Raw genomic sequence first — 14,903 nt, forward strand, 5'->3', positions numbered from 1 at the left:
CGAAGTAAGAAGGGAAGTAGTCAAATGGCTGAAGAAAAACCAGCTTTTAAAATCAGTATTTTAGCCAGTGGAAGTTCTGGAAATTCACTCTATATTGAAAGTGACCAAAAAAAACTTCTAGTGGATGCTGGTCTTAGCGGGAAAAAAATGACTTCTTTGATGGCTCAAATTGATCGAACGCCTGACCAGTTAGACGGGATTTTGGTAACACATGAACACCGCGATCATATCCATGGAGTAGGTGTCTTAGCAAGAAAATATCATTTAGATATCTTTGCAAATGAAAAAACTTGGGAAGCCATGTCGCCGCTAATTGGTAATATTCCTAACGAACAAAAGCATCTATTTGAAATGGGAAAAGTTCAAACGTTTGGTGATTTAGATGTTGAAAGCTTTGGGGTTTCCCATGATGCTGCAGCACCACAGTTTTATTGTTTTCATAAAGAAAATCGTTCATTTGTTATGTTAACAGATACTGGCTATTGCAGTGATAATATGCGAGGGATCATCAAAAATGCAGATGGCTATTTGATGGAAAGTAATCATGATATAGAAATGTTACGTATGGGGCCTTATCCATGGAACTTAAAACAACGTATTTTAGGTGATCTCGGCCACCTTTCTAATGAAGATGGAGCTTTAGTCATGACAGACGTTATTGGTGATCGAACTAAACGAATTTATCTTGGTCATTTGAGTAAAGAAAACAATCTAAAAGAACTTGCACATTTGACAATGGAGAATGTATTAAAGGAAAAAGGTTTAGGCGTTGGTCATGATTTTAACATATACGATACAGACCCATCCGAAGCTACCGAACTATTTTCTATTTAGTAAAAGATTGTGGGATATAAACGGTTTGTTACAGGTATTTTGTTTAAGAAAAGGGTAGGATAGAAAGGACTAGTTTTAAGAAATAAACCAGCAATCAAGAAAATTGTTTTTTTCAATTTTCTTGATTGCTGGTTTATTTCTTATAGAGCTATAAATTATTAACAAAACCATTCATTGGTAAGAGCAGCGGAAAAAGGTGAAGTAATTAATTTCATAGCTGTTAAGAAGAAATTAGACCTTTTTGAATCGCCATTTGTACTATAACTACTAATGTATTCATACCGACATGCGTGAGCATTGATGTCCAGATTCGTCCAGTAACTTTGTATTGTAAGCTAAAGAAAAAGCCTAAGAGAAAATAAATTATGAGGTGACCATCATTATGGGCAAAAGCAAAAAACAATGAACTGACGATCGCACCTATCCAAAAATTCGTGTATTTTCCGACGATGCCTAAAAGACTACGACGAAAAACAAATTCCTCCATCACCGGTCCGGCAATTGTTGTAGCTAAAATAAATGCTGGAGTATCAAGGATTGTTTGAATAATATCTTGGGTGTTTTTTGATGGAGCGCTGTTCCCGAATAAAAAGGTTTCTAAAACAACAGCGAAAGCTTGCAAGATCAAAGCAACAAAGATTCCAACTACGCCATACAAAATAATTTTTGTTAAGGAAGCTTTGGGCATGGCAGCTTCAATTGATAATGGCTCATTTTGGATGAAATAAAAGACAGTTAAAATGAGTGCGCCTAAAATATACGTAACCGTTGTTGCAGTAATGACTCCTGTAAATGTATGAACAATCCCCAGCGTCGAAAGAATTAATGGAGAAAGAAAAACGAGCCCATAACAAAAGATACTAAATAAACTATATTTTTTTAGTGACATAAAACTCCTCCTTAAAAATGGACAGAAAAGGTAGATGATTAAGAATAGGCATTCATTATAACATAGATTTATTTTAGGTTATCTAAGGAATTTTACAGGAACAAAAATAAAATTCGTGAACTTTTATTTAAAAAGCTTGCAAAAAAATCAAAGAATGAGTATTATTAAGAATATAGGTTAGCACTCGGTATATAAGAGTGCTAACGAATCTAAAAAAAGAGTTATCGGAGGGATTTATCGTGTTAAAACCATTAGGTGATCGCGTCATTATCGAAGTCGCACAAGAAGAAGAAACAACTGTTGGGGGAATTGTTTTAGCTTCATCAGCTAAGGAAAAACCACAAACAGGAACAGTTGTAGCCGTTGGTGAAGGCCGTTTGTTAGAAAACGGAGAAAAAGTTCCTGTCGCTGTCAAAGTCGGCGACCAAGTGATGTTTGAAAAATATGCCGGTACAGAAGTAAAATTTGAAGGAAAAGAATATTTGATCGTTTCAGGTAAAGATATTATAGCGATCGTTGAGTAAATAAAAAAAATTTAATGAGGTGAATAGACATGGCAAAAGAATTGAAGTTTGCAGAAGATGCTCGTGCAGCAATGTTACGTGGAGTGGATAAATTAGCAGATACAGTAAAAGTAACATTAGGACCAAAAGGCCGGAATGTTGTATTAGAAAAATCATATGGTTCACCACTAATTACTAATGATGGTGTAACGATTGCGAAAGAAATCGAACTTGAAGATCATTTTGAGAATATGGGTGCCAAATTAGTTTCAGAAGTAGCTTCAAAAACGAATGATATTGCAGGAGATGGAACAACAACTGCGACTGTTTTAACTCAAGCAATCGTTCGTGAAGGTTTAAAAAATGTAACAGCAGGCGCAAATCCTCTAGGCATTCGCCGTGGAATTGAGCTAGCAACAAAAGCAGCAGTAGAAGAATTGCATAATATCTCAACTGTAGTAAACTCTAAAGAAGCGATTGCTCAAGTAGCCGCTGTTTCTTCTGGCTCAGATAAAGTAGGACACTTGATTGCCGATGCAATGGAAAAAGTCGGAAATGATGGAGTCATCACAATTGAAGAATCAAAAGGAATCGAAACAGAATTAGATGTAGTTGAAGGGATGCAATTTGACCGTGGCTACTTGTCACAATATATGGTGACTGACAATGATAAAATGGAAGCCGTTTTAGAAAATCCATATATCTTAATTACAGATAAGAAAATCTCTAACATTCAAGAAATTTTGCCATTGTTAGAGCAAATTTTACAACAGTCACGTCCATTGTTAATCATTGCCGATGATGTGGACGGCGAAGCACTTCCAACGTTAGTATTGAATAAAATTCGTGGAACATTTAATGTCGTAGCAGTTAAAGCCCCTGGATTTGGTGATCGACGTAAAGCAATGCTTGAAGACATTGCAATTTTAACAGGCGCAACAGTTATCACAGATGACTTAGGATTAGAGTTAAAAGATACAACGATCGAAAACTTAGGAAATGCTTCAAAAGTTGTTGTTGATAAAGACAATACAACGATCGTTGAAGGATCTGGTGATAAGACAGCAATTGATGCGCGTGTTCAATTAATCAAGAACCAAATTACGGAAACGACATCAGATTTTGATCGTGAAAAATTACAAGAACGCTTAGCAAAACTTGCTGGCGGAGTTGCAGTCGTTAAAGTTGGAGCTGCTACTGAAACAGAATTAAAAGAATTGAAATTACGTATTGAAGATGCATTAAATGCTACACGTGCAGCAGTAGAAGAAGGCATGGTTTCTGGCGGTGGTACCGCACTAGTGAACGTGATCAACAAAGTTATAGCTATTGAAGCGGAAGGCGATGTAGCTACAGGAATTAAGATCGTTGTTCGTGCGTTAGAAGAACCAATTCGTCAAATTGCAGAAAACGCAGGTTATGAAGGCTCAGTAATTGTTGACAAATTGAAAAATGTTGAATTAGGTACAGGTTTCAACGCTGCGACAGGCGAATGGGTAAACATGGTTGAAGCAGGAATTGTTGACCCAACAAAAGTTACGCGTTCTGCGTTACAAAATGCAGCATCTGTTTCCGCATTATTATTAACAACTGAAGCAGTAGTGGCAGATAAACCAGAACCTGCAGCTCCCGCAGCTCCCGCAATGGATCCATCAATGATGGGCGGCATGATGTAGGAATAAAGAAAGAACCCCTTGTTGATGGGGTTCTTTCTTTATTTAGGTTAAAGGTATATGTATGTGTGCCAGCTCGATTATTTTGTATAGTAGGAACTTCTTTTTACATGAGTTGATGCAATAACAAATCGAACAAATAAATAGATTTTGTAAAGTAGAGGAATACTAGAAATTTTTCCTCTCAACTATTTTTAAGACACACAGAATGAATAACAACTTTATCTAATCAACCCATTATTGTATTTTTGATCATGAGCCGTTTCAAGAGAGGAAAAGCTATTTCGGTTATTTGCATCTTTTTTTTGCTGTTCAGAAACATAAGCAGCTAGCATTTGACGAATTTTTTTCTTATCCATTGGTAGCTTTGTTTTGTCTGCATGAAATTTTGTAGAATCCGTTGTGCAAGTACTTTGAGGTTGTTTTTCATTTTTAGTTGACTCATTAGTAAATTTGTTGTAAACGAAACTATCGCTTCTTTCAAGAGTATTTTTTTGAAGGCATGAAATAGAGCATTTTTTTTTGAAAGTGTTTGCTAGTGCGGAAAGAATGACACGAACACTTTCTCCAACTGAAGGGGCTTTTGAGCGGTTTATTTCTTGCTCTTTTGGTTTCAATAAATGTGTTTTCATAATAAAACTCCTTTATTTTTAATTTATTTGTACTAATAGAATAACTAATATTTGAGTTTGAAGAAGAACTAGTTTTTCCTTAAAAAAAAAATAAAATATTTTATGAAATATCGCGATCAAAACATGAATATAATGGATGGCAGATTATTTTCATGTAGAAGAATGAATAAATGAAGAAAAATTTATTGTGAGTTTGGTCGTTTTGTTGTTACAACAAGAAATGATCAAATAGTTCAAAGTTAAAGAGCTTTTCTTGACTTTTATGGGAGTTAACCACTATTTTAGCTATCTAGTTTAAGTAAATAACTGAGAAAGGAAAAGGATTTTTTAATGGCCAATTTAAAACTAAGAAAAAAGGAGAACGAATCAATCTAATTCTCCTTGCTTCTTAGTTTTTTATTATTTAGCAAAGACTAGTTTACATAGAAGTATATCTTTGAATAATCGCATGCAATGCTTGTACTGCGCCGGCTCCGCAGCGTTCGTCATAATAAGAAGCAAATCGTTTATCCGATACGTACAATAATCCTAATCCGCTGTGAGCTTCTGTGCTATAAGAAGGCCAGCTGAAAGATAGCCATTTTTTATGAGCTTCAAATATTTTAAGTGCTAATTTTTGATTGGTTTGATCTTGTAAATAAGTCGTTAAATCAGCTAGCAATTGCTTTTCGGTGATTTGCATTTCTTTAAATGTTTTTTCTGTCATTTTTTACCATGCTTGATGGGCTTCATCAATTGTATCCTCTCCATATTTTTCACGCAATTCTTGTCCATAGATGGCCTCGTTTTCTGCTAATTTTTGTTTTTTGAATCCTTCAAATTTTTCATAATCTTGCATTTTTTCCCCTCTTTTATAACTATCTAAAGTGTATTGAATGGTTGTGAGTAGTCGATCAATCTGCTTTCTTTTTTTTTGTAACATTTGTTGATGTTGAACCAATGCTTTTTGATGATCAAACGTCGGATTATCTAAAATTTCCCGTATTTGCTCTAATTTAAATTCAAGGGAACGATAAAATAAAATGTGTTGCAAGCGATCTACTTCTTTGCTGCTGTAAATACGGTAGCCAGAAGAAGTAATTCTTGCAGGCTTTAATAAATTAATTTGATCATAAAAACGTAGAGTTCGAGGACTGATACCAGAAATTTCAGCCATTTTTTTTATTGTGTATTCCATTTTTCCCTCCTCATGAATTTATCTTATTCCTTAACGTAACTGGAAGGTCAAGAAAATTTGAATATTTTTTTTTGTTTTTTTATGCTATAATAGATATAGGAGAAAATAGTTTTTTTAAGATTTTTTGCATTTGAAAACGATTCCTTTCTTAAGTGGAATTGTTATAAAAAACAAACGAAAAGAGGAATGTGATGAAATTAATTGAAACACCAGTTACCAAATATTTAAATATTAAAACTTTTTATCCCAAAATAGTAAAATTTTTCTTTGGAGGAGTGGCGATCAACTATTATAAATTTTATTCACTTGATCGGACACAAATTCTATTTATTGATACCTATGATAAGATTCAATTGTTGATGATCAATACAAAGAAAAAAATCACAAAGCAAGAAATTGATTTTGCGATTCGTCGAATTTTAAATACAGAACGTGAAGCAGTTAAGATACATATTGACATAAAATATAAATTAGAACAAGCCGGAATCCAATTTAAGCGACCAAATAAAGATATTGTCATTATCGAACAAAAATGAGTTCTGCTAATTATGTGAAAAAGTAATGTTTTGCTTTGATAAAAAAGCAAGAAGTTACGAAAATACGGTTCATACTTTATGGAGTTTAATTGATTTTTCAAAGTAACTATTTCCTATATTTAGTAAAGGTGTCAGGCAAAAGTTGGTTGTACTTTTGTCTACACTTTCTTTATTTGCTCTTTTTCAGAAAATAATCAACTTTTCTTCTACTCAAGGAAATTTTTGTTATAATGGGGAAGAAATGAAAACTTGCCAAGAGGAGTAATAAAAAATGAATAAAATTTACCCAGATGATAGTTTGACGTTGCATACCGATTTATATCAGATCAATATGATGCAAACGTACTGGGAACTAGGTCGTGCAGATTTACATGCTGTTTTTGAATGCTATTTTCGTGAAATGCCATTTAAACATGGTTATGCTGTATTTGCGGGATTAGAACATCTTGTAAAGTATTTAGAAAGTCTAACGTTTAGTGAATCCGATATTGAATATTTACGTCAAATGGAGATTTACCCAGAAGATTTTTTAACTTATTTAAAAAAATTTAAATTTGAAGCGACTGTACGTTCGGCTTGTGAAGGAGAACTAGTTTTTTCAAATGAACCATTGATTCAAGTAGAAGGTCCATTAGCTCATTGTCAATTGATTGAAACGGCTTTGTTAAATATAGTAAATTTTCAAACTTTAATTGCTACAAAAGCAGCACGAATTAAATCAGTGATTGGGGATGATCCGTTATTAGAGTTTGGAACGAGAAGAGCCCAAGAACTTGATGCGGCTATATGGGGGACTCGAGCTGCTTACATTGGCGGTGCTGACGCTACAAGCAATGTTCGAGCAGGAAAAATATTTGGTATTCCTGCAAGTGGAACGCATGCTCATTCTCTTGTACAATCTTATGGAAATGATTATGATGCATTTATGGCATATGCGAAAACACATAAGGAATGTGTTTTCTTAGTAGATACTTATGATACGTTAAAATCGGGGGTGCCAAGTGCTATTCGAGTTGCAAAAGAACTAGGAAACAAAATTGATTTCCAAGGAGTTCGTATCGATAGCGGTGACATGGCTTATATTTCTAAAAGAGTACGTGAACAATTAGATGCGGCTGGATTTACCGAAGCGAAAATTTATGCTTCCAATGATTTAGATGAAGCGACTATTTTAAATTTAAAAATGCAAAAAGCAAAAATTGATGTCTGGGGCGTAGGTACAAAACTGATTACTGCTTACGATCAGCCTGCGTTAGGTGCCGTTTTTAAATTGGTATCAATAGAAGACAAGAACGGGCAGATGATCGATACCATCAAACTTTCCAGCAATGCGGAAAAAGTAACGACGCCCGGTAAAAAGCAAGTTTGGCGCATTACTCGTAATTTTGATGGAAAATCAGAAGGTGATTATGTCACGCTTTGGGAAGAAGATCCAAGAGAAGAAGATGAGATTTTCATGTTCCATCCAGTTCATACATTCATCAATAAAACGGTTCGTGATTTTACCGCTCGGCCTATTTTGCAAGATATTTTTGTGCAAGGAAAACGAGTATATGAATTGCCTTCTTTAAATGAAATAAAAGAGTATACTTGTAGTAATCTTGAATCACTTTGGGAGGAATATAAGCGCGATCTTAATCCACAAAAATATCCTGTAGACTTATCAACAGAATGCTGGAATCATAAAATGGCTATTATGGAGCGCATGAAGAAAAATGTAAAGGATTTGCATAATGAATATTAAGGAGGACAGATAATGAGCTTACAAGAAGAGATTATCCAAAAATTAGGAGTTAAGCCAATCATTGATCCCCAACATGAGATTCGAGTCAGTATTGATTTTATGAAAGCTTATTTAAAAAAGTATTCTTTCTTGAAAGCTTTTGTTTTAGGCATTAGTGGAGGACAAGATTCTACGTTAGCTGGGCGTTTAGCTCAATTAGCGATGGAAGAAATGCGTCAAGAAACGAAGGGCGAGCGTTATCAATTTATCGCGGTTCGTTTGCCTTACGGAGAACAAGCAGATGAAGAAGATGCCAAAGCAGCGCTAGAGTTTATCCAACCTGATATACGTTTATGCGTAAATATTCAACCTGCTGTTGATGCACAGACAAAAGCCTTAGAAGAAGCGGGGATAAAAATTAGCGATTTTAATAAAGGAAATATTAAAGCTCGGCAGCGAATGATTACCCAATATGCGATAGCAGGCGAACGAGCAGGTGCTGTATTAGGTACAGATCATGCGGCTGAGAATATTACAGGTTTCTTTACTAAATTTGGTGATGGCGGGGCAGATATACTTCCATTGTTTCGGTTAAATAAACGTCAAGGAAAACAATTGCTGCAAGAATTAGGTGCACCAGAGAAATTATACACTAAAATTCCTACGGCTGACTTAGAAGACGATAAACCATTAGTTTCAGATGAAGTTGCTTTAGGTGTAACTTACGAGGAAATTGATGATTATTTAGAAGGAAAAAAAATTTCTGTAGATGCGCAACAAAAAATTGAAGATTGGTGGCAGAAAACACAACATAAGCGCCATTTGCCAATATCTGTGTTAGATGATTTTTGGAAGTAAGGAAGCGAGTATTGAGCATTAGTGTAAGTCTAAATTTTTTAAACGGTAACTAAGAAGTTGGAAAGGATTTAGCTTCAATAAACGGATTGGAATTTATGCGAGTCATTCGTCAAATTCTTGTGTATTTTAGTTGATTTTTGAAAAAAGAGTTCTTGTTGTTTACTCGTTTTAAAATGTAGGACAAAAGTAAAAATTGCTTTTGTCCTGCATACATGCTGTTTTTACACTGCTAAATATAAAAGTGATAAGAAAAAACAAATGGAAATGAATTTAAAGGGGTATTCATTTGAAAAGATATGTAAATTATTTTTTTAGTAAGTGTTCTTCCAAACAGAAGAATTATTTAAATTTTACGTTGTATGCTGTGAGCACGGTGTGTATCATTGTATGGAGTAATTTATATCTGCAATGGTGTCAAAATAATTTTTCATTTGATTTAGCGTTAAAGTTTGCTTTTTCGTGGCATACTGAAAAATTTTTTTTAGCTTGTTTTGTTTTGCTTGCTGTTTTTCTTTTCATTGTGTCGGTAGTCGGTTCTTTTCTTTTTGGTGTATGTTTTTACTTGATTAGTATAGGAATTCTTGGCTATGCTGATTATTTAAAGATGCATTATCGACAAGAGCCCATTTATCCTGACGATTTAAGAATGCTCAAAGAATTTGATTTATTAAAAGACGTGGTAGGCCAATCATTGTTTTATCTGTTATTAGGATTGATCGTAATAGTTTTAGCAGGTGGAATTTGGGTTATCTATCGCAGCTTTAAAAAAAATAGAAATATTCAAGCTGTCAGACTAATTACCTTTATTACAACACTTTTAACGTTGATTTATATTAGTCAGTTCAATCAACCTAATAATTTACTTCGCAAAGCTTATAATAAAACGGCTTTATGGATTCCTTATAGTCAAAAAATGAATTACTATAATACCGGCTTTATTGGTGGCTTTTTATACAACTTAAAAATTGATCCAATGGAAAAGCCAAAAGGATATTCGCAAGAAAAGATCAATAAAATTACAGCTAAATATCAGAAACTAGCAGATGTAAAAAATAAAAACGCTTTAGATGAGCAGCCAAATATTATTTATGTTATGAGTGAAAGTTTTTCTGACCCAAGACGATTAAATGGAGTGAAGGTTTCGGGTGATCCTTTAGCAGATTATTATTCAATTGCTAATCAGACGTATAGTGGAAAGATGTTATCCCAAAATTATGGTGGCGGAACAGCTAATATTGAGTTTGAAGCACTAACGGGTTTTTCGATGGCACTATTTAATTCTCAGTTAACCACGCCATATACCATGCTCGTTCCTAAAATGGATCAGTTGCCTTCCATTGTTTCCACGTTAAATAAGCAAAATTATCAGACAACGGCTATTCATCCTTACAACACCTCTATGTATAAACGAAAAGACGTGTATGCTGTTTTAGGCTTTAATAAATTTATCAGTGAATGGACGATGACTTATACGGATACTGTTGAGGATAATCCTTATATTTCTGATGCAGCTGCGTATAAAGAAGTCATGCGTCTGTTAAAAAATAAGCAGAAGCCACAATTTATTCACCTTGTAACGATGCAAACACACATGCCTTACGAGAATAAATATACTCATTTGACTTACTCGGTCAATCTAATGGATGAAAGTGAAAAAAGCAGTTTAGAAAATTATCTGCAAGACATTGCGTATAGTAGTCAAGCGCTAAAAACATTCACGGAAGAATTGAAGCAGTTATCTAGAAGAACTTTAGTTGTTTTTTGGGGAGACCATCTTCCTGGTATTTATTCAGATGAAATTCAAGGAAAAAATGCGAAACAAACATTACACGAAACGCAATTTCTGATGTTTGATAGCCAAAGGAAGTTAGCCAAAAAAAACGTCCAAGAAACGGTAACTAGTCCCTTTTATTTTACGGCTAATCTAATGGAACAAGCAGGTCAGAAAACAACCGGCTTTTATCAATTGTTGTTAGCACTTGAAAAAGAAGTGCCTGCTTTTGAAAAGGAATTATACTATCAGGACGGACAATGGCGAAAAGAAGCCCAATTAAATAAAAAACAAGAAGAAGTATATCGAGCTTACGAAATGATTCAATACGATATTATTTCAGGAGAAAAATATAGCTTAAAGAAATCATTTTTTGAATATAAAGCTAACTAGTTTAAAAATTATGAAAGTCTATTTATTTTTCTTGAAAAGAAAGTAAAATAAAAATAGAAATATAGTGAGAAAGTAGGAAATAAAAATGGTACCTAACGTAGGCTATTATGTGCAATCAGTTGATCGAATGGTGAAAGAAACAGAAAAAATTGGCGAGAAGATGCACCCAAAATATCAAGTAATCAGAGAGGCTATTGATCAAAAGAAGACGGCTGAAATCACTGCCGAAGAATTAGCGGAAATTATCTGTTTATTTGAAGAAGGGACAAAAAAATATCATACGATAATGAAAAAAATTAGTCGACTTCGTCCGCCAGCAAAAGTGATGGGAATTCATAAAACTTTTGAAAAAGCGTATCTTTCATATATTGACGGCTGTGAGGAGATGATTCAAAGTCTTCAGTCAACGGCAGGTATAGATAGTGCTTTATTTGATGCTTCTGAAGAAAAACAAGATAGAGCGACTGACAATATTTCTGCATCTATCCAAAAAATGACGAAAGTATTGTTAAAAAATAAATAAAATAAGGAAGTAGAAAGTTACCTGATTGCAGGAGGTTTTTAATCACTGTTTATGCTAAATTGTCTTTGTGAGGAGACGGTAAGAATCATCTGTTTTAATTACATTTATAACGTTGCCGTCAAGTTTTTCTGACTTGGCGGTTTTTATTTTTGTAAAGAATAGGCTTGCTTGAATGATCAATCACCATCACTAAAAAATATCTTCCGCAGTTTAAACAGGTCGGTATGGTTTAAAAAATCAATAGAATAAATGCAGGAATCTATTTAGTATTTGGTCAAGTATTTATTAGTTAGCACTGCATGACAAGGCGAGAGAGTTGCTTTGTTAAAAGAATGATACTTTCTCGCCTTATTTTTTGTTTTTAGTTAAGTAGGGTAATTATTTGTTATTTTGAATAGAATAAATGACTGAGTCTTTAGTTTTCAACGTTTCTTACGTAGTCATCAAAATATTTTATCAGATCTTGTTTTAATTTTTGATACTCTTCTTCACTGTATTCTTTATTTTCAAGTTTTCCTTGAAAAAAGGGAATGTTTAAATCTGCTCTCAAACGATCTAAGACTTCTTCTTTTTTCATGTTGTTCCTCCTTTTTAATTGAAATAAACACAGACGCATTCTGGTGCATAAATGTCTTTTTGCCGTAATTCCAGTAAACCGGTATCTTCATGGCGGTAGTAGAGGGAAAGATTATCAGTATTTTGATTGGCACAGACAACATAATGATTGTCAGAATTTAAAGCGAAATCTCTCGGAAAATCACCTTGTGTGGCAATGAGCTGGATTCGATTCAATGTATACTCCTTTTGACAGACGGCAAATGCAGCAATGGAATTATGGCCACGATTGGAAGCGTAGACGAAACGACCGTCTTTTGATATACGGATAGCAGCACCGCCGTTTTCGCCTTGAAAGGTGTCAGGTAACGTACTAATTTTTTGACATTCCTTAAATGTGCCTGTTTCTTTATTATACAAAAGTACGCGTAATGTACTATCTAACTCCCCAAATAAATAAGCGACTGTTTTATTTATAGGATGAAAAACGAGATGACGAGGACCGGCACCCGGTTCTACCGCAAATTTGGAGACAAGCGATAACTTACCTTCGTCAGAAACATCATACGTATAGACAAGATCTGTACCTAAATCACAAACCACTAAACGATTATCAGGAGTTAAATCTGTGTAATGAACATGCGAATGGTCTTGATTTTTGTGTGGCCCCGTCCTTTCCTGATGAAAAACAGCGTCAGCAGCTTCTAAACCGCCATCTTCTAATATTCGATAAACATTAATCTCTCCTTTATGATAATTGGCTCCATAAACGAGCTGGCGTGCTTCATCAACTGCAACGTAGCATAAAGGAGCGCCAGCTTCTGTTACCGCATTCAAAAAATGAAAGTTTTTGTCATAAGCACCAATACCTCCTAAGCCATCAATACTCGTTACGTTATAAAGATTTTTGGCTTTACTTTTAGCTAGATATGTTGGACTGTTTTCTTTTGCAACTAATTTTAATCCTGAAATTTCTTCTTTTTCAGTATCTAGTTCAATGGTATAGATACCTTCACTTACGCGTCTAGTGTATGTTCCTAAAATGAGTTGTTCTTTCATTTTATCCCTCCTAAAATGTATAAATCGTTTCTTTTTTATTTTAGCACATATTGATTCATGACAGTGAAACAAAGAGAATATGTTATACTTATTATAGGTTTAAAGAAAGATTTCTATAGCAAAGGAGCGAATAAAAATGATTCATGCAACCATAAAAGAAATAGGAAAAGAAGCTGTGAGTGAAAAAGAACCCATTTTGATTTTATTTGATCAAACAGCAACTTCTATTTTACGTAATTATTCAGTGATCCAAGAAATTACCTCAAACGAACGATTTTCTCTAAAAAAAGGTGGCATTCTCTCTTTTGATCAACAAGAATATACGATTGAACATGTCGGAACGATGGCCAATGAAAATTTAAATACAGTTGGGCATGTCACATTGATTTTTGATCGTTATTCTAAAGAAAACAGTATTGCTAATGGCATTTATTTAACCCCCTATCATTTGCCTAAGATTAAGATCGGTACACAAATTGAATATAGGTAGGTGAAGGTTATGGAAGGAAAGAGTAAGCGATCAAAATCAATTTCTTGGTTTTGGCGATGGTTTTTAAATAATCAAGTAGTTACTGCTTTGCTAGTTGTACTCTTAATTTTATTGATCGTCTTTTTATTTACAAAAGTCTCTTATTTATTTGCACCAATCTGGCAATTTTTAGCGATTGTCGGGTTGCCGATCATTTTAGCGGGAATTTTATATTACCTGATGAATCCAGTTGTTGATTATCTGGAAAAGCGTCAAATTCCAAGATTATACAGTATCATAGGTTTGTTTATCTTAGTAATCGCTTTAATTGTTTGGGGATCTGTAGTCATTATTCCAAAAATCCAAGAACAGACAATTAGTTTTATCAATAACTTTCCTAAGTACATTGATACCATTGATACGAAATTGACAGAAATATTAAGAGATCCATTATTCAATCAATTTAGAGAACAGTTAGAATCAGCTGGCGGTAAATTTATGAGTTCTACCGGAGAAATGTTACAAGATATTTCAAAAAGCACCGTTCAAAGTTTAGGAAGTTTTGTAGGAGCTGTTGCTACAATCATCGTAGCCTTACTTACCATGCCTTTTATTCTTTTTTATTTATTGAAGGATGGGAAACAATTGGCTCCTTACTTTGTTAGTTTTTTGCCGACTCGCATGCGTAAGCCAACCTTAAAAGTATTAAGTGAAATGAACGATCAAGTTTCTTCTTATATTCGTGGTCAGTTAACGGTTGCTTTTGCTGTAGCAATCATGTTTATCATTGGCTTTACCGTTATTGGCTTGGATTATGCAGTTACTTTAGGAATTATTGCTGGTTTTTTAAATTTGATTCCATACTTAGGCTCATTTTTAGCGATGATACCAGCAGTGTTTTTAGGAATTGTCGCTGGTCCTGTCATGTTAATCAAAGTGTTGATTGTATTTGCTTTAGAACAAACAATTGAAGGTCGTTTAATTTCACCGTTAGTTTTAGGCAATCAACTAGCCATTCACCCAGTAACGATTCTTTTGGTCTTGCTAACTTCTGGGAAATTGTTTGGGATTGTGGGAGTTATTTTAGGCATTCCCGTCTATGCAGCAGCAAAAGTAGTGATTTCCCACATTTTTGAATGGTATACGACCATTTCAACTTTATATGAGGAAAAAAGCAAAAAGTAAGTGTAAAAATATAAAAGATTAGGGAGAGAAAGTAATGTATTAGCTTTTTCTCTCTAATTTTTTAGAAAATAGATAAAAAAGAAAAGTAGCTTAAATTAAATTTGCTGTTTGATTGTTATTTCA

At 34.1% G+C, this 14,903-nt stretch carries 14 protein-coding genes and 1 pseudogene; 10 read left to right on the forward strand and 5 right to left on the reverse strand.

Annotation, left to right across the window (positions count from 1 at the left end):
* The first annotated feature begins 24 nt into the window (after positions 1-24).
* Positions 25-834 (forward strand): MBL fold metallo-hydrolase, encoded by an 810-nt coding sequence (locus tag RV14_RS04980; protein WP_071855199.1) that lies wholly within the window; start codon positions 25-27, stop codon positions 832-834.
* A gap of 220 nt (positions 835-1,054) precedes the next feature.
* On the opposite strand, the gene RV14_RS04985 is transcribed toward RV14_RS04980, so the two are convergent.
* Positions 1,055-1,723 (reverse strand): CPBP family intramembrane glutamic endopeptidase, encoded by a 669-nt coding sequence (locus RV14_RS04985; RefSeq protein WP_071855200.1) that lies wholly within the window; start codon positions 1,721-1,723, stop codon positions 1,055-1,057.
* Between the two features lie 239 nt (positions 1,724-1,962).
* Between RV14_RS04985 and groES the strand changes: the two genes are divergently transcribed.
* A complete protein-coding gene (groES, locus tag RV14_RS04990; protein WP_071855201.1) occupies positions 1,963-2,247 on the forward strand; it encodes a co-chaperone GroES in 285 nt (94 codons plus the stop codon).
* A gap of 29 nt (positions 2,248-2,276) precedes the next feature.
* A complete protein-coding gene (gene groL, locus RV14_RS04995; protein WP_071855202.1) occupies positions 2,277-3,902 on the forward strand; it encodes a chaperonin GroEL in 1,626 nt (541 codons plus the stop codon).
* Positions 3,903-4,120: 218 nt separating this feature from the next.
* On the opposite strand, the gene RV14_RS05000 is transcribed toward groL, so the two are convergent.
* Together RV14_RS05000 and RV14_RS12905 are read right to left on the reverse strand one after the other, a co-directional pair.
* Complete coding sequence (locus RV14_RS05000) at positions 4,121-4,531, reverse strand: hypothetical protein (RefSeq protein ID WP_071855203.1); 411 nt, start codon at positions 4,529-4,531, stop codon at positions 4,121-4,123.
* A 418-nt stretch (positions 4,532-4,949) separates the two neighbouring features.
* Positions 4,950-5,708, reverse strand: a pseudogene (locus RV14_RS12905) (MerR family transcriptional regulator).
* 191 nt (positions 5,709-5,899) lie between these two features.
* Here RV14_RS12905 and RV14_RS05010 point away from each other — a divergent pair.
* The 5 genes from RV14_RS05010 (at position 5,900) to RV14_RS05030 (ending at position 11,512) form a co-directional block, all read left to right on the forward strand.
* Positions 5,900-6,244: a DUF1827 family protein gene (locus RV14_RS05010; RefSeq protein ID WP_071855204.1), complete on the forward strand. Its 345-nt coding sequence runs from the start codon at positions 5,900-5,902 to the stop codon at positions 6,242-6,244.
* Positions 6,245-6,515: 271 nt separating this feature from the next.
* On the forward strand, positions 6,516-7,988 hold the full coding sequence (locus tag RV14_RS05015) for a nicotinate phosphoribosyltransferase (protein WP_071855205.1): 1,473 nt from the start codon (positions 6,516-6,518) through the stop codon (positions 7,986-7,988).
* 12 nt (positions 7,989-8,000) lie between these two features.
* Positions 8,001-8,825, forward strand: a complete 825-nt coding sequence (gene nadE / locus RV14_RS05020; RefSeq protein ID WP_071855206.1) for an ammonia-dependent NAD(+) synthetase — start codon at positions 8,001-8,003, stop codon at positions 8,823-8,825.
* A 286-nt stretch (positions 8,826-9,111) separates the two neighbouring features.
* Positions 9,112-10,989 (forward strand): LTA synthase family protein, encoded by a 1,878-nt coding sequence (locus RV14_RS05025; RefSeq protein WP_071855207.1) that lies wholly within the window; start codon positions 9,112-9,114, stop codon positions 10,987-10,989.
* Positions 10,990-11,074: 85 nt separating this feature from the next.
* Entirely contained in the window at positions 11,075-11,512 is a 438-nt protein-coding gene (locus tag RV14_RS05030; protein WP_071855208.1) for a hypothetical protein, read from the forward strand.
* 415 nt (positions 11,513-11,927) lie between these two features.
* Here RV14_RS05030 and RV14_RS12225 read toward each other — a convergent pair whose 3' ends face one another.
* Both RV14_RS12225 and RV14_RS05035 read right to left on the reverse strand, forming a co-directional pair.
* Positions 11,928-12,089, reverse strand: coding sequence for a hypothetical protein (locus RV14_RS12225; RefSeq protein WP_167359841.1), 162 nt, complete (start codon positions 12,087-12,089; stop codon positions 11,928-11,930).
* 14 nt (positions 12,090-12,103) lie between these two features.
* Positions 12,104-13,126: a lactonase family protein gene (locus RV14_RS05035; RefSeq protein ID WP_071855209.1), complete on the reverse strand. Its 1,023-nt coding sequence runs from the start codon at positions 13,124-13,126 to the stop codon at positions 12,104-12,106.
* 136 nt (positions 13,127-13,262) lie between these two features.
* On the opposite strand from RV14_RS05035, the gene RV14_RS05040 reads away from it, so the two are divergent.
* Together RV14_RS05040 and RV14_RS05045 are read left to right on the forward strand one after the other, a co-directional pair.
* Positions 13,263-13,616 (forward strand): PTS glucitol/sorbitol transporter subunit IIA, encoded by a 354-nt coding sequence (locus RV14_RS05040; protein ID WP_071855210.1) that lies wholly within the window; start codon positions 13,263-13,265, stop codon positions 13,614-13,616.
* Positions 13,617-13,625: 9 nt separating this feature from the next.
* Positions 13,626-14,780 (forward strand): AI-2E family transporter, encoded by a 1,155-nt coding sequence (locus RV14_RS05045; protein WP_071855211.1) that lies wholly within the window; start codon positions 13,626-13,628, stop codon positions 14,778-14,780.
* Positions 14,781-14,903: the final 123 nt, after the last annotated feature.

It is taken from the genome of Enterococcus ratti, from assembly GCF_001886195.1.
GTDB lineage: Bacteria > Bacillota > Bacilli > Lactobacillales > Enterococcaceae > Enterococcus_B > Enterococcus_B ratti.